Source organism: Rhodoferax sp. LS1R11 (genome assembly GCF_056521395.1).
Genome location: NZ_JBWMAW010000016.1, coordinates 71,854 through 94,948 on the forward strand (window position 1 = coordinate 71,854; position 23,095 = coordinate 94,948).

The window sequence follows — 23,095 nt, forward strand, 5'->3', positions numbered from 1 at the left end:
TCGGGCTGCCAATATCTTTGAAAGGCCTGATTTTTCGAAATCAGGCCTTTTGTTTTTGGGCTGCGCGTTAACGAATCACCGGGCTGTCTGGTAATTCATTGGGGTTCGTGCTCCCCGGTTCGGTTGGAAAATGTTGCACCAAGACGGTGGACACTTCTTCCAACGCTTGCGTTAATCCTTCTTCAAAACGCCCCTGCTGAAAGGCCGCGCTCATGCGAGACGTGAGATGCGTCCAGACAGGCGAGCCGGCCCTGGCATCAATACCGCGATCAGCCACTACTTCAATCGCATGTTCCGCCAGAAGCAGGTAAATCAGAACGCCATTGTTGTTGGCGGTGTCCCAGACACCGAGCTCACCAAACAGCGCCAAGGCACGTTGCCGGGTAATGGCCGGTGTTGATGCCTTACGCCACAGATAACCCAAGGGAAGCGCTGTTTCGACATAAATGCGGATCTCTCCGGTGTGGCGCTTTTCGCTGGAAGCCACCTGCCGTCGCAGTCGCTCTGCCATGGCGGTCGGAACAAGCTGATGGGTTGACGACTGCTCCAGCCAGGCGTGTTTGAAAAGGCGTTTAAGACGCGTCATCATCATTACCACCGCCCGGAGGCACCACCGCCTCCAAAGTCACCACCACCGCCAGAGCCGAACCCGCCGCCACGCCCACCAGACCCCGAACCCCAGCCACCGCCTCCCGTACCAAATCCGCCTCTGCCGCCCAGGCCCGAAAACCGGCTGACGTTGGCGAACAAGGCGAAGAGCAGTGCGCCCAAGGCCGCCAAGCCTCCGACTACCAGGCTGGAAGTGATGAACAGCGCAATCCCGCCTACTGCACCCCCTGTGACCAAGGGACCCAGTTTGGGCCCCAAGATACTGCGGGTGATCGCTGCGACGACTGGAACGGCGATGAACGCAAAAACCATGAGGTCCATCCATTGAAAACCAGGGTTGTCACGGCGCCCTTGGGTCGCGGGTGCAGGGAGTGCTTCGCCTGCAATGAGTTTCATGATTTGGTCCGTGCCCGCCTCCAGGCCGCCCGCGAAGTCGCCACTTTTGAACCCCGGCGTGATGGCGCCGTCAATGACCCGCTTTGCCATCAGATCAGGAATCGCGCCCTCCAATGTTTTGGCCACTTCAATGCGAAGCGTCCGGTCGTTCTTCGCAACCACCACCAGCAGGCCATCCCCGATGTCCTTGCGCCCGATTTTCCAGGTGTTGGCGACCCGGTTCGCATAGCTGGTGATGTCCTCAGGCTGGGTCGTGGGCACCAATAAAACCACAATTTGGGCACCACGGGCCTGTTCAAATGCCGTCAGCTTGCTCTCAAGTGCCTGGACTTGCGCAGCGCTCAGCGTACCGGTCTTGTCGATGACATGGGCCGTGAGCGCTGGTACCTCCTGCTGTGCCAGCACGGGCGCAATGAACGACAGCATGCCCAGCGTCAGAACCAGCAGGCTCCCGCGCATCACCCGCATGGAATGAGACAGGGTGTACATCAGCATCAAACGGACGGGCATAGGTTCAAGCAGGACACTACTTCTTGTCGAAATTGACGACGGGCGGCACCGAGATCGCCGCTTCGTTTTGCACCGCGAAGGTTGGTTTGGGCGGATAGCTGAAGACCATCGCGGTCAGGTTGGTGGGGAAACTGCGCGCCAGCACGTTATAGGCCTGCACCGACTGGATATAGCGGTTGCGCGCTACCGTCACACGGTTTTCGGTGCCTTCAAGCTGCACGCGCAGGTCAGAGAAGGCCTGGTTGGCCTTCAGGTTGGGATATTGCTCCGACACGGCCATCAGCCGGCTGAGGGCAGACCCCAACTCCCCCTGCGCTGCCTGAAATTTCTTGAACGCTTCAGGGTTGTTCAGCGTTTCGGGAGAGACCTGAATGGACGTCGCCTTGGCGCGGGCCTCGATCACGCGTGTCAGCGTGTCCTGCTCAAAAGCGGCCTCCCCTTTGACCGTGGCCACAATATTGGGCACCAGGTCTGCACGGCGCTGGTACTGGTTCAGCACTTCGCTCCAGGCTGATTTGGTCTGCTCGTCAAGACGTTGAAAATCGTTGTAACCGCAGCCCGTGAGTGCGAGTGCGCTAAATAAAACCAGGAGCCATCGTTTCATAAAAAATCTCCAACTTGGAAGGTCAACATTAGCATAAACGTTGACTAGGACACATGGGTTGTAATCAAGCCCGTGTGAGTTCCGCAAATAGGTTGCGGAAAATCACGGCAAAATTCACGGCAAGGCTCAAGAACACCACATGGCGAAATCGACACAACAGGCTGCAACCGCGGGTGCAACTTCAGACGAGGTGGAAGCGGCGTTCTATGAAGCCCTGCGAGCGGCGGATCTGGAAAAGCTCATGGCCTGCTGGGCTGATGAAGACGACATCATCTGTGTGCACCCGGGCGGACCACGCTTGGTCGGCCCGAGCGCCATTCGTGCCGTATTTGAAGCCATGTTTGCCAATGGCAGCATTCAGGCATGGCCTGAGGCGGTGCGCAAGATTGAAACACTGGGCAGTCGCGTCCACAATGTGCGCGAGCGCATTGAGGTCCTGACCAGTGAGGGCCCGCGTCTGGCCAGTGTCATTGCCACCAACGTGTACCACAAGACGGCCCAGGGCTGGCGCATGGTGGTTCACCATGCCAGTCCCGGCACCGCTCACGAAGCCCCTGAAACAGGCGAAACTCCCCATGTCCTTCATTGATAAAAATACGCCGCAGCCTCCGGTCTATATGCGGAGATAGCTATGAATTATGTAGCGCCTAACTGGCTGCCCGGTGGCAATCTCCAGACCATCTGGCCTGCGCTGTACTCTCGTCGGGTATTTGGTCCGATGCCGCAGTACCACCGTGAGCGCTGGACCACACCGGACGATGACTTCATTGACGTCGACTGGTTGCAGGGGCCTGCTGGCAAGACTTTGCTGGTCATGTTCCATGGACTGGAGGGCTCTTCCGGCAGCCATTACGCCCAAGCGTTTGCCGACTTTGCCCGGGTCCGCGGGTTTGAATTTGCCGTGCCTCATTTTCGCGGCTGCAGTGGCGAGCTGAACCATGGTCCCCGGGCCTATCACTCGGGAGATTTCGAGGAAATTGGCTGGATTCTGGCCCGCATGCGCGAACTGCATCAGGGCCCGATACTGGCTGTGGGCATCTCGCTGGGTGGCAACGCCCTCTTGCGATGGGCCGAAGAAATGGGGGCGCAGGCCGCCCGCGTGGTGGATGCGGTGGCCAGTGTTTCCTCGCCGGTGGACCTGACCGCCAGCGGCCAGGCCATTGGCCGAGGTTTCAACCGGCTGGTGTACACCCGCATGTTCCTCAACACCATGAAACCCAAGGCGATGACCAAGTTGGCTCAACATCCGGGCCTGTTCAACGCGCAGGCCCTGCAGGCCGCACGTGACTTGTACGAGTTTGACAACGTGTTCACCGCCCCCTTGCATGGCTTCAAAAGCACGGAAGACTACTGGTCCCGTGCATCGGCCAAACCCCATTTGCACCGGATAAGAATTCCCGCGTTGGTGGTGAACGCCCGCAACGACCCCTTCGTCCCCTCCTCATCCTTGCCCGTACCCGGCGAAGTGGGTTCGTACGTGACCTTGTGGCAGCCCGCCCAGGGCGGGCACGTGGGCTTCCCGAAGGGCCCTATCCCTGGCCATGTGCGCACCATGCCGGACGCCGTCGGTGGCTGGCTGGCGGCACAACTTTCCGGCCAGGAAACCTCTGAAACCGAGCACACCCACCATGGATGACATCGTTCGACAAGCACTGGCCAAATGGCCCAATGTACCTGACTGTTATGGCTGGCTGGGGCTTGATGCACGCGGCAACTGGTTCATGCGCGACGATCAGGCGCAGGCCCAGGGACCTTTCGCAGGCGGCACCTTGCAAAGCAAGGGTTCACAGTTAAAGCACGAAAAATTGATCGACTTCATCCAGCGCAACTATGAGCCGGATGGGCAAGGGCAGTGGTTTTTCCAGAACGGTCCCCAGCGCGTGTATGTCGAGCTGGAGGCGACCCCGCTGATCTGGCGTATCAATGAAACCTTTGGCATTCAGGACCATTCGGGCCAAGGTGCCCGGGTTCAGCGCTGCTTCGTGGATGAACTGGGGCACCTGTATCTGGAGGCCGATACCGGTTTTGGCCTCGTCCATACCCTGGACATGGGTTATGCGGCGGATGCCGTGGAGCAGGGCTTGTGGACCCCACAGGAGGTGCTGGTGGCCGATTTGCCCGAGCGATTCAAGTATGTGAGCAGTCCTGATTTGCTATCAAAAAAATAGCTGTATACGCACCATACACTTGGGCTACAGGCTAGATAGGCATAAAAAAAGCCGGTCGATGACCGGCTTTTTTGTGACCCCATGGTCTTGGTTTATTTGGCGGCTGGCGCAGCGGCATCTGCCGGTGCAGCGGCTGCAGGTGCCTTGGGCTCTGCAAATTTGCCACCGGACGCGTTCACCATGTAGACCACGGCGCGACCGATTTCGAGCGTCTCGAAATCACCGCCACCTTGTGGGCCCATGGCATTTTTGCCTTTGACCGCTGCGGTCAACAGTGCCTCATAGCCGGTGCTGATGCGTGGTGCCCAAGCGGCTGCGTCGCCAAACTTGGGGGCGCCCACAACGCCTGCTGTGTGACAGCTGGTGCATTGGGCTTTGAAGACTTCTTCGCCACTCTTGAGTGCGCGGTTGGCATCACGGATTTCGATCGTGCCGACTTTCTGGATGCGGGCTGCCAAGGCTTTTTCAAGGTTGACAGCACCGGCTGCAGGTTTGTTCTGCGTGGTCACGTAATAGACCAGGCCAATGATGCCGAAAATTGGAATCACAAACGAAAAGAAAACCATCAGCAGCAATTGCTTTGGGTTTTTGACGGGGCCTGTGTGGTCCTCGTCGTGAGCAGCGGCGTGGTTGTTATCGCTCATGGGGTCCTCTAAAAATCGGGTGCGTTGAAGGCAGCCGCCGATTATAGCGGTCGTGTCTTCGAAAACCCCTACAATGCAGCCTTCGGTTTGCGGCTGTAGCTCAGTGGATAGAGTATTGGCCTCCGAAGCCAAGGGTCGTGGGTTCGATCCCCGCCAGCCGCACCAGTCACACATAGAACCCAGCATTCATGCGGGTTACGCGCCAGTTAGGGCTCTTCAAGGATTGCACTGTCCCACAAACCTGTACCAGATACAGGCAAAATCGGAGTGTGCAAGAAGTGAAGAAGCCCCCCTATACAAAGAAGCGTGGGAACGTCTGGTGGTATCGCCGCCCGGTCCCTGCAAAGCTGCGTTCAATCGTTGGCAAGGTTGAGCTTGCTTGGTCGCTGGACACCAGTGACATGGGTGTGGCACGTACCCGAGCCGCTCTACGCAATGCCGAGGCTGCAGTGATCTTGCAGACGGCGAAGGATCAACTGAAGCAGCAGGCCAACGAGAAGGCCACCCCAGCCCCCGCCACATTGTCCCCAGCCGCGCTGCGGTACATCAGGGAGGCAGTGCGCGCTCATACGCTCAGTGAAGACGACGAGGTTCGACGGTCTAGGCCGGATGAGGACACCATGTTCGCCTATGAATCTATACGTGAAGATCAGTACGAAGATTCAGGACAGGCGCTGGCATCGGGGCGTGTGGCTGTGGGGCGGGTCGAGCGCGAACGGGTGAATGCTGCACTGCAGGCTGTGGGGCTTGTTGTGCCCTTAGATGCTCCTTCTTGGGAGGATGCTGCCTACAGCGTCACAGAAGGGCTCCATGGGGCGTTACAGGTCATCAAGGCGCGCAGCAATGGGGACCATACACCAACGCCGGAGAAGCCCGCCAAACCCTCGGAATTGGAGTCAAGAGCAGACAGCGCGCATGAGCTCTTGTTGGGGCATGTGATTGACGAGTACGTCACCAAACTCAAGGAGACCACGTTCACCCGAAAGGTCCGCCGATGCATGCAGTTGTTCGGGGAAATGGTGGGGCGTGACCGACCCGTGAGGGAACTGAAGCAACCCTTGGTCACCGGGTTCTTGCGTGACATCTGCATACTTCCCGCGGAATGGACAAAGCAGTACGACAAGGGCGTGTCTATCGCGGCCATGCTGGCGAAGGGGGCTGACAAGGGCATGTCGCCCACAACGTACAAGGACAACTATCAGGCCCCGTTGGCAAAGTTCCTTAAGCACTCATTGCGTGATTATGGAGATGACGGATTCCCCGCGCGCACCGTGGAGGGGGTTGAGTACACAGGTACGCGGCAGGCGGACGAAGACAAGCAGAGGGCTCTGTCCCCGTCTGACCTGTGCAAGCTGTATGAAGGAGAGCAGTTCGCGGCCATTGCAAGGGACCCACAGCAGGAGGCTTTGTATTGGTTTGCTGTGGTTCTACTGTTCACCGGGGCAAGGCCGCGCGAACTGTGTCAGGCGAATCCTCAGGTCGACTTCGGGCAAAAGTCTGGCAACTGGTTCATGGACCTGAACGCGAAAACAGCAGCCGGAGTCGGCGTTCGCAAGTCAATCAAGACAGGCGAGGCGAGGTGCATCCCGCTACATCCCGAACTAGTCCGGCTGGGGTTTCCTGACTATCTGCAACGTATCAAGCGCGAAGGCGCGGACAGGTTGTTCCCTTCCTTTCGGGTCAAAGGCGGCAACGCCTATAGCGCCAGTGGGGAGCTATTTACAAACCTCCTCAAGGCCGTAGGCCTGTACGACGATGCTGCCCCACCGGGGGAGCTTGTAACCGGGGCGTATGTCCTGCGCAAAACCTTCATCACGCAGTGTCGAAATCAGAGGGTCATCTCTATGGAGATTACAGGGCACGACGGTGGGCTAACCACTGAGATGCAGCGGAAGTCGTATGTAGATAGGCTAGAGCCTTTCGCGATAAAGCTTGGCGAGATACGCAAGTTGGTGATGCCGGTGCGGATTCCAGAGCGATGCGTTTAAACATCAAACTGCTTATCTGGTCGATGTCTGTCCGGTAGAGGCTAGGAGGACCCTTGGTTGTGTGCAGTTTGGAGGTTGTTGGGGGGCCCGCTCTACAACAACTACTTCACCTGTCTCACCTTCGCCGCATTGAACAGCATCTCATGTCGAATCATCTTCCCCACACCGTCCAGTCCGGGAAACATCGTAGCGGCGGTCAGGCCCATGAACGCCAAGTCTTCCAGAGCTTCGTGTGCTTGGGATACGGGTATATCGGCTGCGTAAAGATACGTCGTCTTGTGGAGGGATTCCTTGTTGTGTACGTACGCCGCAAGGTTCGATAAGTTGGTCACCAAGAAGCTTCCTTGTTGCGCAAGAAGGCGCGGGTTGTGTCTGGGCGGGACAACCAGTGCTGCTAGGTAGGGTCGAAGGGAACTAACGGTGATCTGTGATTGCGAATGCTGGGTTATGAATTCTTGTGATAGCGCGAATACCCTCGCGAACTCGACGCCTCCATGTCTTTGATTCATCTCGATAGCATCTGACAGAGCGAAGAATGCTGCAACGTAGGGCGATGACGTCCAATCTAGCAATGGGGTTGGTAACCCGTGGTGCTGGGCAAGTCCCAGGATGGTCGCGTAGTCTTCTGCGTTGGTTAGATCGAAGCGCATATTTAAGGATGCTTCCAAAAGGCCCTTGAATCTAAACAACTCGATAGAGCAGTACCTATCGAGGCGCGTGCGACCCACTCGACTCAATGTAGTTTCAAGTTGAAACTTGGAGCTACCATGGCCCCTAAACGCCGTGCAGTGATGGACTTTTCTGGACTTGTCTGCCCAAGACTTGAATGCGGACCATGATGTGCATGGACGAGAGGCTAGGGTGGAACCCAAGTGGGTCGGTGCCGCAAAGGAAATTGGCCTACTTGTACCCTGCGGGTCAATCCACACTCCAGTGAATCCACCGTCTTTGGTGCTCTTCAACTGGGCTCTGGCTTTGTCTTTGAACTCGCGCTCCTCTGGGGTAAGAACTGAGAAGTCTGGTATTTCTAGGTTCCCGATGCGCCCGGACCTGAACACGATTCTGGGTTTCAAATGCTCCACATTCTTAATCCGCCGAGCTGTCATCAGCACAGCAGCATCATCATCAACACCCGGTCCCCATATATGAATCATGAACTCATTTGGCTGGTCGTCGTCAATGCATAACATTGCTGGGGCAGTCCCGCCTGCTGTTGTTGTAACTTCCCCGAACCATTGCTTCCCCATCTTTGCTCCCTGCGTGATTTGTATAAGTGGTTACCCGGTCCAGTCTATCGGGAAATTTAGCCGCAATTTTGGGAGCGGGTATCTGATGAACGCAGGAGCGGTCCGCCCCCCCGTGGGGGGCAACTTCTTGCACAAGTCGGGCACCAGTAGGACGCCTTTTGAAGCTGTGGTGTCCAGCACTAGCGGGAGCATTGAAGGCGGGCTGCTGTGCGTCATTGCGCCCCGAGTGCTGGGCTGGTATCGACGGGGCAGAGCGAAGGCACTCCGGGCCTCTGGTGGGCTCTACGGGGCTGCGGGGTGCGTAGTCAATCCTGACGGAGCAGGCGGACGATTGAAGGTGTGCCGGGGTGCGCCGAACGGGAGCCCGTGAGGTGTGCGGCTGGTTGCTGAGTGTGGTTGCTTGGCGGGGCAGGCAGGGCACCCAAAGGGGCTTGGTTCCCGCCTCTGGAATTGGCCCACTTTGTGACCTCTCCCATTGGTGGGACGGTGCTATCAATAGTGCAGCAACGGCACGTTATCACAGCTTGTCTATTGGGGTATTTTGTGCTGGTGTGCCCCCTGTTTCCTTGGCATAGTTCGGGCCTTCTTAACCACTCAAGGACTCCCCGAATGAACCTCGTTACTACCCTCAATTCCCTCATTGCTTTCATGCTGGATGCAGTCGCCGTGCTCGCTGCAAAGCTCCTCCCAGTTGCTGGTGCTGGTGTCACCTACACACCCGGCAGCGCATGGCGTGTGGATGCATGGATGGAGGGCAGCAGCCGGGTCCTTCAGGTGGGCGGCTATGAGGCTTGTATTGACTTCAGGGCAGCAGGCAGGGCACTGATGTCAAGCAACTAGAACGGGGGCACGGTGGGGCCTCTGGTGGCCTCTATGGACCCTTCCTCAAGCAGCTACCGCAGCACCCTTGATGTACTGGTAAAGGGTCTCCCTGCTGATCTTATTGGCGGCTGCCACCTTGGTCTTGTTGGCCCCTTCTTTGGTAGCCTCTGCCACGATACGGGCGACCTTCGCGGCATCCTCCAGCTTCTTGGGTCTACCCTTGTACACGCCCTTGGTCTTGGCTACCGCGATTCCCTCCCGTTGTCTCTCCCTGATTAAGCTGCGCTCGTATTCAGCGAAGGCCCCCAGCATTGACAGCATAAGCTTGTCCATTGCGTCAGGGGTAGAGGAACCCTTGAAGGTCTTGCCTTCCTTGATGAACTGGACTGCCACACCACGACCAGTCAACTCCTCGACTATCTGCAAGAGGTCAGTCAGTGACCGGGCCAGCCTGTCCATACTGTGAACCACCACCGTGGACCCTACAGGCCAGTTACCAGACAGCAGGGCCTGAAGCTGGGGCCTGTTGGTGTCCTTGCCTGAGGCCTTGTCTGTGAAGGTGACAGTGAGAGCTTCGCCTTCGAGCTGCCTGTCTGTGTTCTGGTCTATTGAACTAACCCGCACATAGCCAATGCGGACGGGCTGCGGGGTCGTGATGGCTGTCTTGGGTGTCATGGCGTGTCCTTAGTTATGTCCGGCTAGAGTCTAGAGCCAAACGGATACACTGTCAACTAAATTAAAACCCCACCCTGTACTGACACACTTCTGACGTTCGCTTTGGGTACACCCTGAACTGACACAAGGTCACCCTCTGGACCCTATGTCTGGGAACCATAGGCAGTAGTGGGGGGTTTCACCTTTGCCCCCGGCATGGACCTTCGCGCTGTCATCAAGGACAACGAGCCGTGGTTTGTTGCCAAGGATGTCTGCGCTGCACTTGGCCTCAAGAATCCGACAGACCACACCCGTGTGCTGGACGATGACGAAAAGGGGCTGCTTTCAATACAGACCCTTGGAGGCCTGCAGAAAATCACATGCATCAACGAGTCGGGCCTCTACTCACTCATCCTCAAGTCCCGCAAGCCGGAAGCCAAGGCATTCAAGAAGTGGGTCACCAGCGTGGTCCTTCCTGCTATCCGCAAGGATGGTAGGTATATCAAAGACCCCAGCCTGTTTGTCACTGGTCTGAATGTCAAATCAGATAGCAGCCTATCGAGTCGCCATCTGGTGTCCGGCTGGTTTCGGCATGGGCGTTGAGGTGCACCTTTGGGAGGTGTCATGCCTAAAACCGGACTATTGAAGAGAGGAGCATTTTCCCCTCTGATTTTGCTCAGTCACCGAACCTGAATCGCTCCGTAAGTGATTGATCTGTAAGGCTCCATCGGTCAATACACACCAATCCGGCATCAATACAGCGGTCCATACCCTTCCCATTGCCCCCACCACCCCGTCCAGCTCTTAAGTTGTTCCTTAAGGTGCCACGGCTTTGGCCTTGTGGTGGCAGTCCCCCAACCACACATTCAAGGAAGAACCCCGCCATGTCTCGCACCTACCTCGCTGCTGACCTCACCAAGCTTGCAGCCTCCAACGTCCGTATGAACCGAACCAACGCAAGGGCGGCAGGGCTGAGTGTCTTCAATGGTCCCGCCTGTACTGTTCGTGGTCATGGCCGTGTGCGGACTGTGGCAGGAACCCACTGTGTGCGCTGCTTGGATGCGGCAGAGAACATCAAGAAGGAAGCACAGGCAGCAGGCCGCGAAGCTGCCCTCAAGGCCGCGCGGGCGGAAGTTGCAAGGGAGCAGAGGGCAGCAGAGCGGGCCAGACTCAAGGAAGCTGCCGCAGCCGTCAAGGCACAGGAAAAGGCTGACAGATTGGAGCAAGCAAAGGCCGCAGAACGAGCCATACGCAAGGCAGAGCGACAGGCAGCCCTTGCCCCTCAAGTGGCCCTTGTCGAGCCTGTACGGGCCATCCTGTGCCCTCCTGAAGATGACGACGATGACCGGTTGCCATGGGAGTGACACCCACCACCGACAACGAAAGCCCCACCATGAATCGACCTCCCGTCTATCGACAGTTGGCACTTCCCGTGCCCGTGTTCGACTACATCAAGGACCACCAGCGTGCCCACATGGCCCGCACCGGTGTGCACCTTTCCATCAACCAGACCGTGACAGCCATTGTGCTGGGTCACCAACAGAACGAAGAACGTGAAGCACGTAACAAGCAAAGCAAACAAGCAGCCATCCTCCACGCCAATGGCTGAGCCCCTATGGGTTGAGGAGTGGGTGCCCTTGGGGGACATTCAGCAACTTCAGGCCCTTCAGGTGCGCCACAAGCTGTATCCCGGCACCGTGAAGCAGTATCGGGACCTGATGGGGGTAGGAGTAGTGTTTCCACCCATCAAGCTGGGGCGCACCAAAGCAGGGGCGTTGTTCCTTGTTGATGGCTGGCACCGCATGGAGGCGGGCGCGCTGCAAACCAGTGAGGGGGGGCTCGGGGATAAAGAGGTCCTCGCAGTTGTCGCAGACCTGAATGAAGCTGAGATTCGCTGGGAGGCAGCACGGGCCAACATGTCCCACGGGGTGCCCCTTAAGGCCAGCGAGTTCCGGGGTGTTTTTCAGGCGTTCGTCACAGCCGGGAAGCACCGGGACGCGGGCGGCAAGCTCCTGAGCTATCGAGACATGGCGGCGCTTGTCGGCAAGGGCCACACCACGCTCCGAACTTGGATGCTGAAAGATTTCCCCAGTGTTGCACGGGCCATGGGAGGCAGTGAGAACGGCAACCAGTGGGCAGAATCTCCCAAACTGGTGGCGCGCACACTGGCCGATGAACAGTGTGATGAAGCCGTGAAGGCAGCACAGGCAGCACGGCAGGCTATGGCGGGGCTGTCACCCCAGCAACGCTACCGGGTCGCTGAGAACCTTCGGGCAGCATTGCAAGAGGCGGAGCGCCACGGCATGGAAGCTGAAGCGTTCTGATTCTGTGGTGGCCTTGCATCACGTTTCGTGAGAGTAGCTGTCCGGTGGCAACAGGGCACCCAGTCGGGGACCTTTGGGGGCAACCTTGAGGGCACCGACTGGGGCACTGTTCAAAATGAACAGCACAGTGAACAGACGGAGGGTTGGACCCCCTGTGAACCCGCATGGATACTGGGTTCTGGACCTTTCGGTGACCGGTTGCCCCTAAATGCGGTTCAAGCGGTGAGCCCTTCGCTTGCAGCGGTGGGGGCACCTGTTTTTTTCGCGGCTGCAACCCTCTGACAGTTACCGGGCCACCCCTATGGGGCCACTGTCCCACAAATTGCCCCACAACTCTGTGCCACAATAAAACTAGCAGTCTTTGCAGAGCCTTGATTCATAAGGGTTTGTAGCCGGTGGTGGTTCTGTGAGTGGCCCCCCGCCAGCCGCACCAGACGACACGCTTTCCAGCACGTCACAACACCTGAAAACCCGCATGTTGAATGACATCGCGGGTTTTTTCTTGCCAAAAAATCCATTTCTATTTTTGCATCGCCACTTTCTGCGGTGCGACGCAACTTGACCCCAGTGTGGCTCAAGCGCCTTTCAGATCCAGGGCCATCTGGTACAGCGCGTTCTTGGGCTCGCCGGTGATGTCGGACGTCAGCTTCACGGCGGTCTTGAGCGGGAGGTGTTCCAGCAGCAATTTCAAAACACGCGTGTCGGGCCCGGCTTGCACCGTGGTCGGTGCCGGATGAAGCACCAGGACAAATTCGCCCCGCAGCCGGTTGGCGTCCTGCGCTAACCAGCCGGGAAAGCTCTCGGCGTTGACCGTCGCGATGTCTTCAAATTGTTTGGTCAATTCCCGCCCGATCGTGACGGGGCGGGCGCCCAGCACCGACAGGGCCGAAGCCAGCGCCTCAATGCGATGGGGTGCCTCCAGCATGACCACGGCGCGCATCTCTTTGGCCAAGACCTCCACCGCGGTGGCGCGTTCCATGGATTTAGAGGGCAGAAAACCGGCGAACACAAATCCGCTTTGTTGCGCGGCGTCTTCGGCAATACCGGCGACGCTCAAGGCGGCGGTGACGCTGCTGGCGCCGGGCAGGGGGACGGCCTTCAGTCCGGCCAGGCGCACCGCTGCGACCAGGCGGGCACCCGGGTCACTGATGGCGGGCGTGCCTGCGTCGCTGGCATAGGCCACGCGCTGGCCCTGGCGCAACCGGTCGATGACCGTCTGCGCTGCCTCGGCTTCGTTATGCTGGTGCACGGCGAGCAGTTGCGAGGAGGACTTGTCAATCCCATAAGCACGCAGCATGGCCTGGGTGTGGCGCGTGTCTTCGCAGGCCACCACATCTGCCAGACCCAGCACATGCAGGGCACGCAGCGTGATGTCGGCCAGGTTGCCGATGGGTGTGGCGACGACAAACAATGCGCCGGGCGGATAATTCTGGTGACCCGCCGCCTCCGATGCGGCACGCAAGGCAGATGTATAGGTAGAGGCAAAAGCAGAAGTCAATGGAAATTCCTCAAATCAAGGCCAAGGCCCGCACGACCAAACAGGTCGGTGACGCGGCCGAAGATGCGGCGCTGCATCATTTGCAGCAATCCGGCATGCGCCTTCTGGAGCGCAATTATCGGACGCCCGGGCGGGGTGGTGGCGAGATTGATTTGATCATGCGTGCCCCCGATGGCACCACCGTATTTGTGGAGGTGCGCCAGCGCCGCAGCGCCAGCCACGGCGGGGCGGCCGCCAGTGTGGGCAGTACCAAGCAGCGGCGCATTATTTTTGCAGCGCGCCATTACCTGATGCGCCTGCGCGAACCACCACCCTGCCGCTTTGATGTCGTGGTGCTGGAGCAGGGCAACATCGAATGGCTGAAGGCGGCGTTTGATGCCTACTGAGCGGGTGGCGACTTCCCTTGCCTACAAATGGATACATCTGGCGAAGGTATCATCGCACCATGCTAGAGCAACGTATCCAACAACACTTTATTGACAGCGCCGACCTGAAATACCAGGCGGCGCAAGTCCTGAGCAAACCCATTGCAGACGCCGTGCAGGCCATGCTGACCTGCGTGACCAGCGGCGGCAAGGTGCTGGCGTGCGGCAACGGCGGTTCCGCCGCTGATGCGCAGCATTTCTCTGCCGAGTTTGTGGGCCGTTATGAGCGTGAACGGCCCGAGCTGGCCGCTATTGCGCTGACCACCGACAGCTCCATCATCACGGCCATTGCCAACGATTACGACTTCAACGTCATTTTTTCACGGCAGGTGCGTGCCCTGGGGCAACCGGGTGACGTGTTACTGGCCATTTCCACCAGCGGCAATTCGGCCAATGTGCTGGCGGCCATCGAGGCGGCGCACGAACGCGAAATGGTCGTGGTCGGTCTGACCGGGCGCGGCGGCGGCAAGATGACCCATGCCCTGCGCGATACCGATGTGCACATTTGTGTGCCCCACGAGCGCACGGCGCGGGTGCAGGAGGTCCACATTCTGGCGCTGCACTGCATTTGTGACGCGGTGGATGCCCAGTTACTTGGCGACCAGGAGCTTTGACCATGAAATTTGTAACCCAAAAACTCGTTTCGGTGTTGGCACTGGCCGCCTGCCTGGGCGGCGCCTTGAGCGCTTGCGCGCCCATCATGATTGGTGGCGCGGTGATGGGGTCGTTGATGGCCACCGACCGCCGTACCTCGGGCACACAGCTGGAGGACGAGGGCATTGAATTGCGTGGGGCCAGCCGCATTCGCGACAATCTTGGCGAGCGCGTGCACATCAACATCACCAGCTACAACCGTCAGGTGTTGTTGACCGGCGAGGCGCCCAGCGCACAGGACCGGCAACTGGTGGAGCAGGTCGTGTCCAAGGTGGAGAACGTGCGCTCCATCGTCAATGAAATCAGCATTCTGGGTAACTCCACGCTGACCCAGCGCTCCTCGGATGCGCTGGTCACGGGCAAAGTCAAAGCCGGCATGGTGGACGCCAAAGACCTGTTCGCCAATGCCTTCAAGGTGGTCACCGAGCGTGGCACCACGTATTTGTTGGGCCGGGTGACGCAGCGCGAAGCGGACCGGGCCACCGACATTGCCCGCGGTACCAGTGGTGTGCAGAAAGTGGTTCGCGTGTTGGAGATCATCACAGAAGATGAACTGCAGAACATGCTGCCCAAGCCAGCCGCCAACGAAGCCAAGAAGTAAACCCGTGACTGCGACCGGGCCAGTGCCCGGGCGGTCATTCGGGCTTGCGGGTCAACGCAGACGCTTGATCAGGCTGGAGGTGTCCCAGCGATTGCCGCCCAGGTGCTGCACGTCGGCATAAAACTGGTCGACCAGCGCGGTCACTGGCAGTCGCGCGCCATTGCGCTTGGCTTCATCCAGCACCAGCCCCAGGTCCTTGCGCATCCAGTCCACCGCAAAACCAAAGTCGAATTTGTCGGCTACCATGGTTTTGCCGCGGTTGTCGAGCTGCCAGCTTTGGGCGGCCCCCTTGCCGATGACGTCGAGCACCTGGTTCATGTCCAGTCCGGCATTTTGGCCAAAAGCAATCGCTTCGCTCAGACCTTGCACCAGACCTGCGATGCAAATCTGGTTCACCATTTTGGCGAGCTGCCCGGCGCCACTCTCACCCAGCAGGGTGAAGGCCCGGGAAAAAGCCATGCCCACAGGTTGGGCCAGCGCAAAAGCGGCTGGCTCACCCCCACACATCACGGTCAGCATGCCGTTTTCAGCGCCTGCCTGGCCGCCGGACACCGGGGCGTCCACAAATTGCAAGCCCAGGTTTTTGGCGGCTACCGCCAACTCGCGGGCCACGCTGGCCGAGGCGGTGGTGTGGTCTACAAACACCGCGCCCGGTTTCATGCCGGCAAACGCGCCATCGGCACCCAGCGTCACGCTGCGCAAATCGTCATCGTTGCCGACGCAGCAAAAAACGATATCGGCATGCTGCGCCGCCAGTCGCGGTGTTTCGGCATAATTTTGGCCGCTAGCGCCCGCAAACTGGGCGCACCATGCTACTGATTTTGTAGCGGTTCGGTTGTACACCGTGACCTGGTGTCCGGCCCGTGCCAAGTGGCCCGCCATGGGGTAACCCATGACGCCCAGGCCCAGAAAGGCGACGCGGGTGGCGGGAGCAGGTTCGTAAGTTTTGGCGTTGATGTGGTTCATGGCTTTAAACGATGGCGAAGTTTTCGGTACCGGCGCTCAGGTCTTGTGTTCTGCCGCGCTGGCTGTTGAGTTTGATCTGCAGGCGCAGGTCATTGAGCGAGTCTGCATTGCGCAGGGCATCTTCGTAAGTGATCAGGTTGTGCTCGTAGGCATCAAACAAGGCCTGGTCAAAGGTCTGCATGCCCATGTTGCGGCTCTTTTTCATGATCTCCTTGATCTCGGAGACATCACCTTTGAAGATCAGGTCGGAAATCAGCGGCGAGTTGAGCATGATCTCGACCACTGCCACCCGGCCTTTGCCGTCCTGCTTGGGAATCAGCCGCTGCGACACCATGGCCTTGAGGTTGAGCGACAAGTCCATGAGGAGTTGCGCGCGCCGTTCTTCCGGAAAGAAGTTAATGATGCGGTCCAGCGCCTGGTTGGCGTTGTTGGCGTGCAGGGTCGCCAGGCACAGGTGGCCGGTTTCGGCAAATGCCACGGCGTGTTCCATGGTTTCGCGGTCGCGGATTTCGCCCATCATGATCACATCGGGCGCTTGACGCAGGGTGTTTTTCAGGGCGGCGCCCCAGCTGTCGGTGTCCAGTCCCACTTCACGCTGGGTCACCACGCAATTTTTATGGGGGTGCACAAACTCCACCGGGTCTTCAATGGTGATGATGTGGCCGTAGGTGGTCTCATTGCGCCAGTCCAGCATGGCCGCCAGCGTGGTGGACTTGCCGGAGCCGGTGGCGCCGACCAGGATGCACAGGCCGCGCTTGCTACTGACCACGTCCTTGAGGACGACGGGCACACCCAGGCCGTCAATGGTGGGCAGGGTCAGTGGAATCACCCGCAACACCATGCCGACCTTGCCCTGCTGCACAAAGGCATTGATCCGAAAGCGCCCCACGCCGGGCGGAGAGATGGCAAAGTTGCATTCTTTGGTGCGCTCAAACTCGGCCACCTGTTTGTCATTCATGACCGAGCGCGCCAACGACAGTGTGTGCGCGGCGTTGAGGGGCTGGGGAGAGACTTTGGTGATCTTTCCGTCTACTTTGACGGCTGGCGGAAAGTCCGCCGTGATGAACAAGTCGCTGCCATTGCGGCTGACCATCAGCTTGAGCAGATCGTTGATGAATTTGGTGGCTTGATCGCGTTCCATAACGTTCTTTGTTCGAGTTATTTCTTGTCACTGAGGCGGGCACTGACGACGCGCAGACGCAGCGACAGTTTCCGTGCCAGCAGGGCAATCAGGTTGGCCGCCAGCGCGGGGTCCGCGTTGAGCAAATCGTCCATCGCATCGGCACCGAGCACGGCGATTTCGCAGTCACTCATCGTGGTGCAGGCTGAAAAACGTTTGCCGCTGTCCAGCAGCGACATCTCACCCAGAATCTCACCGGGCGCGGCTTCCGCCAGGCGCAGATGTTCACCCCAGGGTTGGGCGCGGTCCACGGCAATGCTGCCGCTCAGCACCACGACCATGTAGTTGCCGTATTCATCCTGGCGAATGATGTCGCGGTTGGCGGCGACCGTGGCGAAGTCGAAAAAGCGCTCCATCCGCTGGATGGCGTCGCTGTCAAGGTGGCGCATGTATTTGTCTTTGGCCCACAGGGCCTGCAGCATCTTGGTGCCACGGCTGGCACTCAGTCGGGTCGCACCGACCTCCACCGCACGGGCCTCCCAGGGCACCAGCAGGTCGGCGTCCACGCCCAGTCCGGCGAAGGCGGTGGCGAACAGCATGGAGTCCACCTTGTCCTCGTCCGGCTCGGGTTTGGTTTTGTTGCGAAGGAGTTCGAGAATTCCTTTCATTGCGCGCTCCAATAGGTGGACCGGGGTCAGCCGGGAAAATTCTCGGGAATCTTGGCTTTGGACCGCGCCTCAGAAGCACTGATGATGTTGCGCTTGACCAGGTCGGTCAGGTTCTGGTCCAACGTTTGCATGCCCAGGCTGTTGCCGGTCTGGATGCTGGAGTACATCTGCGCCACCTTGGCTTCGCGAATCAGGTTGCGGATGGCACTGGTGCCCAGCATGATTTCATGCGCTGCCACGCGCCCCTGGCCGTCTTTGGTCTTGCACAGTGTCTGTGAAATCACCGCCTGCAGTGACTCGGACAGCATGGCGCGGACCATCTCTTTTTCTTCCGCGGGGAACACGTCGATGATCCGGTCAATGGTTTTGGCCGCGCTGGAGGTGTGCAGCGTGCCAAACACCAGGTGCCCGGTTTCTGCGGCCGTCATCGCCAGGCGGATGGTTTCCAGGTCGCGCATTTCGCCGACCAGAATTGCATCGGGATCTTCCCGCAGGGCAGAGCGCAGCGCGGCGGCAAAGCTCAGGGTGTGGGGGCCGACCTCGCGCTGGTTGACCAGGCATTTTTTGGACTCGTGCACAAACTCGATCGGGTCTTCCACGGTCAGGATGTGGCCAAACTCGGTCTCGTTCAAAAAGTTGACCATGGCGGCGAGCGTAGTGGACTTGCCCGAGCCCGTAGGCCCGGTCACCAGCACCATGCCGCGCGGTTTCAGGGCCAGGTCGGCAAAAATCTTGGGGGCATTCAACTGCTCCAGCGTCAGGATCTTGCTGGGAATGGTCCGGAACACGGCGCCCGCGCCGCGGTTGTGGTTGAAGGCATTGACCCGGAAACGCGCCAGGCCTTCAATTTCGAACGAGAAGTCAATCTCCAGAAACTCTTCGTAGCTTTTGCGCTGCGTGTCGTTCATGATGTCGTACACCATGGCGTGCACGGCCTTGTGGTCCAGCGCCTCCACGTTGATGCGTCGCACATCGCCGTGCACACGAATCATGGGGGGCAATCCCGCGGAAAGATGCAAGTCAGAGGCTTTGTTCTTGACGCTGAAGGCCAGCAGTTGGGTGATATCCACAGGTACTCAATCGTTTGTTACGCTTGCGTCAATTATGACCATGATTCAAAGCAATCTAAAAGCAGTTCAGGACCGTATTTCAGCCGCTTGTCAGGCGGCCGGGCGCCCGGCAGAGGCCGTCAGTTTGCTGGCGGTCTCCAAGACGTTTGATGCCTGCGCCGTATTGGATGCGCACGCCGCCGGGCAAACCGCTTTTGGTGAAAATTACATTCAGGAAGCTGTGCAGAAGATCACGCAGCTGCGGCATTTGCCCTTGCAGTGGCATTGCATCGGCCCGATCCAGAGCAACAAGACGCGCCTGGTGGCCGAGCACTTTGACTGGGTGCACACGGTGGACCGCCTCAAGGTGGCGCAGCGTTTGAGCGAGCAACGTCCGCCCGGTTTGCCGCCGCTGCAGGTCTGCATTCAGGTCAATGTGGATGGTGGTGATACCAAGTCCGGCGTGCTGCCCGAAGACGCCTTGGCGCTGGCCCGGCAGGTGGCTGTGCTGCCTAATTTGCGCTTGCGCGGCATCATGAGCATCCCGGAGCCTGCTCCTGATTTTGTAGCTGCATGCGAACTATTCACAAGGGTTAGAGCCGTATTTGATCAAATAAATGCGGCGGGTCTGGTGCTGGACACCCTGTCGATGGGCATGAGTGCCGACATGGAGGCGGCTATTCAATCGGGCAGCACCCTGGTGCGCGTGGGGTCGGCCATCTTTGGCGCGCGGTCTTACCCGGCCGCAACGGCGGGATGAATGTGGTCTGCCGCCAGGGGGTCACCGCAGCGGCAAATGCGTGGTGTTTTTGACTTCTTCCATCACCGCATAGGTCCGTGTTTCGCGCACGCCCGGTAGCTGCCACAGCACGGTGCCGGCGAATTCGCGGTAAGCCGTCATGTCGGCCATGCGGGTTTTGAGCAGGTAGTCAAAGCCACCCGCCACCATGTGGCACTCCATGATTTCGGTCCGCACCTGCACCGCGGCCTTGAAGGCCTCAAACACATTGGGCGTGGTGCGGTCCAGCAGCACTTCCACAAACACCATCATCCCGGCGCCCAGCTTGAGCGGGTTCAGCCGCGCCTCGTAGCCCAGGATGTAGCCGTCCTTGGTCAGGCGCTGCACCCGTGAGAGCACGGCCGTGGGGGACAGCGTGACGGTCTCGGCCAGCTTGAGGTTGGAGATGCGGCCATCCTCCTGCAGGCAGTGCAAGATTTTGAGGTCGATGCGGTCAAGGTCGGACAGGGTTGAACTCATGGGGTGGGGGGCTCAGGACAGGCGGTAGGTTTCCAGGTGGATGCTGGTCTCGGTGCTGCTGATGCCGCGGATCAGGCGGATGCGCTCCAGCACCTGGGACAGCTCCGATAAATTGGAGGCCCGCAACTCGGCCAGCAGGTCCCAGCGGCCGTTGGTGTCATGCAGGATGGCCACGCCCGGCTCGCCCAGCAGGCTGGCAATCACCGAGCGGGTCTCGTTGCCTTCCACGGCAATACTCATCCAGGCGCTGATCTCGGCGGGCTGGGCGTCGGGCCGCAGGCGCACCGTGTAGCCCACGATGATGCCCGCGTCTTCCAGCTTGGTGACGCGGTTGGTCACCGTGCCGCGCGACACCCCGAGCTTGCTGGCCAGCGTGGCCACGCTGGTGCGCGCGTCTTTGCGCAAAAGGGAGAGTAATTGTTGATCGGTCGCGTCCATATTGTCATTATGACAATTGACGCTGTCTAAGTGATAGAAATTTGTCAAAAAGAAAGCATACCTGTCGATTTACATTGACACGCGCCATGGAGACACTACTCTTCACTTACCGGAGCCCCATCATGAAACGTCCCTCACTCATCCAAACCCAATTTCTCAGCGTTCAGGACGTGGCCATCCTCGTGGCCAAGGTCGGCACGGCCGCGACCCTGGGCCGCATGGCGGACTACATCCATGAGGACTACCTGCGGTGGCAGGACTTTGATAAGTGCGCCCGTGTCGCCAGCCACTCCACGGACGGTGTGATTGAACTCATGCCCATCGCCGACGCCAAGACCTACACCTTCAAATACGTCAATGGCCATCCCAAAAACACCCTCACCGGTTTGCCCACCGTGATGGCCTTTGGCGTGCTGGCCGATGTCGCCACCGGCATCCCCGAGTTGCTCAGCGAGTTGACCCTGACCACTGCCTTGCGCACCGCCGCCATGTCGGCCGTGGCCGCCAAAGCGCTGGCCCGGCCCAACAGCAGGCGCATGGCCTTGATCGGCAACGGCGCACAAAGCGAGTTCCAGGCACTGGCCTTTCATCACCTGGTGGGCATTGAAGAAATCACCCTGTTTGACACCGACCCGGTGGCCACCCAGAAGCTGGTCGACAACCTGCGCCACACCGCCTTGCGCCTGACGGTGTGCACCAGCATTGCCGAGGCTGTGCGCGGCGCCGACATCGTGACCACGGTCACCGCTGACAAAACCAACGCCACCATCCTCACGCCGGAGCTGATCGAGCCCGGCATGCACATCAACGGCGTGGGCGGTGACTGCCCCGGCAAGACCGAGCTGCACCCCGATGTGCTGCGTGCGTCCACCGTGTTCGTGCAGTACGAGCCCCAAACCCGCATCGAGGGTGACCTGCAGCACCTGCCCGCTGATTTCGCCGTGACCGAGTTGTGGCAGGTGTTGAGCAGCCAGGCGCCAGGCCGCACGACGGACGCCGAGATCACGCTGTTTGACTCGGTTGGCTTTGCGCTGGAAGATTATTCGGCCCTGCGCTACTTGCGTGACGTGGCGAATGAGTGGCGTCTGGGGCAAGTGGTGTCGCTCATTCCCGAGCTGGCCAACCCGAAAGACCTGTTCAGCCTGATCCGGCCTGTGGCCAGTGACACCCCCAGAGCCTTGCCCCAGGCGGCCTTGCAAGACATGGCGCTGGCGGCATGAGCCCCGTTCCCCCGCCCCATCGTGCGCCCGGCGGCGTCAGCCTGATTGGCGTCCCCACCGATGTGGGCGCAGGCACCCTGGGTGCCCGCATGGGGCCTGAGGCGCTGCGGGTGGCTGGCATTGCGAAGGCCATTGCCCAGTTCGGCCTGGACGTCAAGGACTGCGGCAACCTCAACGGCCCGGCCAACCCCTGGGCGGCGGCCGTCAACGGATTTCGCCACCTGCCCGAGGTGGTGCAGTGGAACCAGCTGCTGCATGACGCCATGTATGCCGAATTGCAGCTGGGGCGTTTGCCCATCATGCTCGGGGGTGACCACTGCCTGGGCATCGGGTCGATCAGCGCCGTGGCCCGCCATTGCCGCGACACGGGCAAGAAACTGCGCGTCTTGTGGTTTGACGCCCATGCCGACTTCAACACCGCCACGCTCACGCCCAGCGGCAACATCCACGGCATGCCGGTGGCGTGCCTGTGCGGCCACGGCCCCCGGGAACTGATTGAGATTGGCGGCCATGTGCCCGCGCTGAAACCGAAAGAACTGCGCCAGATTGGCATTCGCAGCGTGGACGAAGGCGAGAAACGGCTGGTGCATGACATGGGCATCGAGGTGTTCGACATGCGTTTTATTGACGAGATGGGCATGCGCCATGCCATGGAGTTGGCGCTGGCCCTGGTGGATGCCAACACCCATTTGCACGTGAGCCTGGACGTGGATTTTCTGGACCCCGAGATTGCCCCCGGCGTGGGCACCACCGTGCGCGGCGGCCCGACCTACCGCGAGGCGCAGCTCTGCATGGAGATGATTGCCGACACCGGGCGCCTGGCCTCGCTGGACGTGGTGGAACTCAACCCCGCGCTGGATGTGCGCAACCAGACGGCCGAACTGGCCGTGGATTTGATCGAGAGCCTGTTTGGCAAAAGTACGCTGATGCGCAAATCCGGCGCATCGTCCTGATCCCCCGATTGCCCCGATACCGAGTTCCACCACCCGCCGGGGCAAGTCCCCGGCATTTTGAAAGCCCCCTCCATGAAGAAACTCCTGCTGGCCCTCGCTATCGGCACCCTGAGCGCGGGCGCCTTCGCCCAAGGCAAAGACCTCAAAGTGGCCATCGACCCCACCTACGAGCCCTTCACCTTCAAGACCGCGGACGGCAAACCCACCGGCTTTGATGTGGACATCGCCAGCGCCCTGTGCGAACAGATCAAACGCAAATGCGTCTTCGTCGAACAAGTC

At 59.6% G+C, this 23,095-nt stretch carries 29 protein-coding genes and 1 tRNA gene; 17 read left to right on the plus strand and 13 right to left on the minus strand.

Features of this window, described 5'->3' with window-relative positions; translation table 11 throughout:
• Positions 1 to 67: 67 nt before the first annotated feature.
• From AC097N_RS17275 to AC097N_RS17285, 3 genes are read right to left on the minus strand one after another with little or no spacing between them, the layout of a single operon-like run.
• Complete coding sequence (locus AC097N_RS17275; RefSeq protein ID WP_479583244.1) at positions 68 to 589, minus strand: TPM domain-containing protein; 522 nt, start codon at positions 587 to 589, stop codon at positions 68 to 70.
• Positions 590 to 591: 2 nt separating this feature from the next.
• The gene (locus AC097N_RS17280; protein ID WP_479583247.1) at positions 592 to 1,515 is read right to left on the minus strand and encodes a TPM domain-containing protein; all 924 of its coding nucleotides are present in this window, start codon (positions 1,513 to 1,515) and stop codon (positions 592 to 594) included.
• 16 nt (positions 1,516 to 1,531) lie between these two features.
• The gene (locus AC097N_RS17285; protein WP_479583248.1) at positions 1,532 to 2,119 is read right to left on the minus strand and encodes a LemA family protein; all 588 of its coding nucleotides are present in this window, start codon (positions 2,117 to 2,119) and stop codon (positions 1,532 to 1,534) included.
• A 139-nt stretch (positions 2,120 to 2,258) separates the two neighbouring features.
• On the opposite strand from AC097N_RS17285, the gene AC097N_RS17290 reads away from it, so the two are divergent.
• From AC097N_RS17290 to AC097N_RS17300, 3 genes are read left to right on the plus strand one after another with little or no spacing between them, the layout of a single operon-like run.
• Positions 2,259 to 2,708, plus strand: a complete 450-nt coding sequence (locus AC097N_RS17290; protein ID WP_479583250.1) for a YybH family protein — start codon at positions 2,259 to 2,261, stop codon at positions 2,706 to 2,708.
• A 42-nt stretch (positions 2,709 to 2,750) separates the two neighbouring features.
• Positions 2,751 to 3,755: a YheT family hydrolase gene (locus AC097N_RS17295; RefSeq protein ID WP_479583253.1), complete on the plus strand. Its 1,005-nt coding sequence runs from the start codon at positions 2,751 to 2,753 to the stop codon at positions 3,753 to 3,755.
• Positions 3,748 to 4,287 carry a DUF2946 family protein gene (locus AC097N_RS17300; protein WP_479583255.1) on the plus strand — a complete coding sequence of 180 codons (540 nt, stop codon included), beginning with the start codon at positions 3,748 to 3,750 and terminating at the stop codon, positions 4,285 to 4,287. The genes AC097N_RS17295 and AC097N_RS17300 overlap by 8 nt, the downstream gene beginning before the upstream one ends.
• A 92-nt stretch (positions 4,288 to 4,379) precedes the next feature.
• On the opposite strand, the gene AC097N_RS17305 is transcribed toward AC097N_RS17300, so the two are convergent.
• Positions 4,380 to 4,931, minus strand: coding sequence for a c-type cytochrome (locus tag AC097N_RS17305; RefSeq protein ID WP_479583257.1), 552 nt, complete (start codon positions 4,929 to 4,931; stop codon positions 4,380 to 4,382).
• A gap of 89 nt (positions 4,932 to 5,020) precedes the next feature.
• On the opposite strand from AC097N_RS17305, the gene AC097N_RS17310 reads away from it, so the two are divergent.
• Both AC097N_RS17310 and AC097N_RS17315 read left to right on the plus strand, forming a co-directional pair.
• Positions 5,021 to 5,096: transfer RNA gene (locus tag AC097N_RS17310), tRNA-Arg, on the plus strand.
• A gap of 113 nt (positions 5,097 to 5,209) precedes the next feature.
• Positions 5,210 to 6,919 (plus strand): DUF6538 domain-containing protein, encoded by a 1,710-nt coding sequence (locus tag AC097N_RS17315; protein WP_479583259.1) that lies wholly within the window; start codon positions 5,210 to 5,212, stop codon positions 6,917 to 6,919.
• A gap of 101 nt (positions 6,920 to 7,020) precedes the next feature.
• Here the strand turns inward: AC097N_RS17315 and AC097N_RS17320 are convergent, their stop codons facing one another.
• Positions 7,021 to 8,166, minus strand: a complete 1,146-nt coding sequence (locus tag AC097N_RS17320; protein WP_479583260.1) for an FRG domain-containing protein — start codon at positions 8,164 to 8,166, stop codon at positions 7,021 to 7,023.
• A gap of 609 nt (positions 8,167 to 8,775) precedes the next feature.
• Here AC097N_RS17320 and AC097N_RS17325 point away from each other — a divergent pair.
• Positions 8,776 to 9,006: a hypothetical protein gene (locus tag AC097N_RS17325; RefSeq protein WP_479583262.1), complete on the plus strand. Its 231-nt coding sequence runs from the start codon at positions 8,776 to 8,778 to the stop codon at positions 9,004 to 9,006.
• A gap of 45 nt (positions 9,007 to 9,051) precedes the next feature.
• Here AC097N_RS17325 and AC097N_RS17330 read toward each other — a convergent pair whose 3' ends face one another.
• Positions 9,052 to 9,663: a recombinase family protein gene (locus AC097N_RS17330; RefSeq protein WP_479583264.1), complete on the minus strand. Its 612-nt coding sequence runs from the start codon at positions 9,661 to 9,663 to the stop codon at positions 9,052 to 9,054.
• 195 nt (positions 9,664 to 9,858) lie between these two features.
• Here AC097N_RS17330 and AC097N_RS17335 point away from each other — a divergent pair, with 195 nt between their 5' ends.
• The 4 genes from AC097N_RS17335 to AC097N_RS17350 all read left to right on the plus strand — a co-directional run bounded on the left by AC097N_RS17335 (position 9,859) and on the right by AC097N_RS17350 (position 11,966).
• Positions 9,859 to 10,245 (plus strand): BRO-N domain-containing protein, encoded by a 387-nt coding sequence (locus AC097N_RS17335; protein ID WP_479583266.1) that lies wholly within the window; start codon positions 9,859 to 9,861, stop codon positions 10,243 to 10,245.
• Between the two features lie 281 nt (positions 10,246 to 10,526).
• Positions 10,527 to 11,006, plus strand: a complete 480-nt coding sequence (locus AC097N_RS17340; protein WP_479583268.1) for a hypothetical protein — start codon at positions 10,527 to 10,529, stop codon at positions 11,004 to 11,006.
• Positions 11,007 to 11,035: 29 nt separating this feature from the next.
• Positions 11,036 to 11,251, plus strand: coding sequence for a hypothetical protein (locus AC097N_RS17345; RefSeq protein WP_479583269.1), 216 nt, complete (start codon positions 11,036 to 11,038; stop codon positions 11,249 to 11,251).
• Complete coding sequence (locus tag AC097N_RS17350; RefSeq protein WP_479583271.1) at positions 11,244 to 11,966, plus strand: hypothetical protein; 723 nt, start codon at positions 11,244 to 11,246, stop codon at positions 11,964 to 11,966. The genes AC097N_RS17345 and AC097N_RS17350 overlap by 8 nt, the downstream gene beginning before the upstream one ends.
• Positions 11,967 to 12,540: 574 nt before the next feature.
• Here AC097N_RS17350 and rsmI read toward each other — a convergent pair.
• On the minus strand, positions 12,541 to 13,464 hold the full coding sequence (rsmI, locus tag AC097N_RS17355) for a 16S rRNA (cytidine(1402)-2'-O)-methyltransferase (RefSeq protein WP_479583273.1): 924 nt from the start codon (positions 13,462 to 13,464) through the stop codon (positions 12,541 to 12,543).
• On the opposite strand from rsmI, the gene AC097N_RS17360 reads away from it, so the two are divergent.
• Genes AC097N_RS17360 through AC097N_RS17370 form a run of 3 tightly spaced genes read left to right on the plus strand, consistent with a single transcriptional unit; the run spans position 13,464 to position 15,144 of the window.
• A complete protein-coding gene (locus tag AC097N_RS17360) occupies positions 13,464 to 13,850 on the plus strand; it encodes a YraN family protein (RefSeq protein ID WP_479583275.1) in 387 nt (128 codons plus the stop codon). The genes rsmI and AC097N_RS17360 overlap by 1 nt on opposite strands.
• Positions 13,851 to 13,909: 59 nt before the next feature.
• Positions 13,910 to 14,503: a phosphoheptose isomerase gene (locus AC097N_RS17365; protein ID WP_479583277.1), complete on the plus strand. Its 594-nt coding sequence runs from the start codon at positions 13,910 to 13,912 to the stop codon at positions 14,501 to 14,503.
• A gap of 2 nt (positions 14,504 to 14,505) precedes the next feature.
• The gene (locus AC097N_RS17370) at positions 14,506 to 15,144 is read left to right on the plus strand and encodes a BON domain-containing protein (protein ID WP_479583279.1); all 639 of its coding nucleotides are present in this window, start codon (positions 14,506 to 14,508) and stop codon (positions 15,142 to 15,144) included.
• Positions 15,145 to 15,195: 51 nt separating this feature from the next.
• On the opposite strand, the gene AC097N_RS17375 is transcribed toward AC097N_RS17370, so the two are convergent.
• From AC097N_RS17375 to AC097N_RS17390, 4 genes are read right to left on the minus strand one after another with little or no spacing between them, the layout of a single operon-like run.
• A complete protein-coding gene (locus AC097N_RS17375; RefSeq protein WP_479583281.1) occupies positions 15,196 to 16,110 on the minus strand; it encodes an NAD(P)-dependent oxidoreductase in 915 nt (304 codons plus the stop codon).
• 4 nt (positions 16,111 to 16,114) lie between these two features.
• The gene (locus AC097N_RS17380; RefSeq protein WP_479583283.1) at positions 16,115 to 17,251 is read right to left on the minus strand and encodes a PilT/PilU family type 4a pilus ATPase; all 1,137 of its coding nucleotides are present in this window, start codon (positions 17,249 to 17,251) and stop codon (positions 16,115 to 16,117) included.
• A 17-nt stretch (positions 17,252 to 17,268) separates the two neighbouring features.
• Positions 17,269 to 17,898 (minus strand): cyclic nucleotide-binding domain-containing protein, encoded by a 630-nt coding sequence (locus AC097N_RS17385; RefSeq protein WP_479583284.1) that lies wholly within the window; start codon positions 17,896 to 17,898, stop codon positions 17,269 to 17,271.
• Positions 17,899 to 17,924: 26 nt separating this feature from the next.
• Positions 17,925 to 18,968: a type IV pilus twitching motility protein PilT gene (locus AC097N_RS17390; protein ID WP_479583287.1), complete on the minus strand. Its 1,044-nt coding sequence runs from the start codon at positions 18,966 to 18,968 to the stop codon at positions 17,925 to 17,927.
• 34 nt (positions 18,969 to 19,002) lie between these two features.
• Between AC097N_RS17390 and AC097N_RS17395 the strand changes: the two genes are divergently transcribed.
• Positions 19,003 to 19,707 carry a YggS family pyridoxal phosphate-dependent enzyme gene (locus tag AC097N_RS17395; RefSeq protein ID WP_479583289.1) on the plus strand — a complete coding sequence of 235 codons (705 nt, stop codon included), beginning with the start codon at positions 19,003 to 19,005 and terminating at the stop codon, positions 19,705 to 19,707.
• 21 nt (positions 19,708 to 19,728) lie between these two features.
• Here AC097N_RS17395 and AC097N_RS17400 read toward each other — a convergent pair whose 3' ends face one another.
• Both AC097N_RS17400 and AC097N_RS17405 read right to left on the minus strand, forming a co-directional pair.
• Complete coding sequence (locus AC097N_RS17400) at positions 19,729 to 20,205, minus strand: Lrp/AsnC ligand binding domain-containing protein (protein WP_479583291.1); 477 nt, start codon at positions 20,203 to 20,205, stop codon at positions 19,729 to 19,731.
• Between the two features lie 12 nt (positions 20,206 to 20,217).
• Positions 20,218 to 20,643, minus strand: coding sequence for an Lrp/AsnC family transcriptional regulator (locus AC097N_RS17405; protein ID WP_479583293.1), 426 nt, complete (start codon positions 20,641 to 20,643; stop codon positions 20,218 to 20,220).
• A gap of 122 nt (positions 20,644 to 20,765) precedes the next feature.
• On the opposite strand from AC097N_RS17405, the gene AC097N_RS17410 reads away from it, so the two are divergent.
• The 3 genes from AC097N_RS17410 to AC097N_RS17420 all read left to right on the plus strand — a co-directional run.
• Positions 20,766 to 21,863: an ornithine cyclodeaminase gene (locus tag AC097N_RS17410; protein WP_479583294.1), complete on the plus strand. Its 1,098-nt coding sequence runs from the start codon at positions 20,766 to 20,768 to the stop codon at positions 21,861 to 21,863.
• Entirely contained in the window at positions 21,860 to 22,816 is a 957-nt protein-coding gene (rocF, locus tag AC097N_RS17415) for an arginase (protein WP_479583296.1), read from the plus strand. Before AC097N_RS17410 ends, rocF begins: the two co-directional genes overlap by 4 nt.
• Before the next feature lie 72 nt (positions 22,817 to 22,888).
• The coding region (locus AC097N_RS17420; protein WP_479583298.1) for a transporter substrate-binding domain-containing protein at positions 22,889 to 23,095 on the plus strand (207 nt) is incomplete at its 3' end.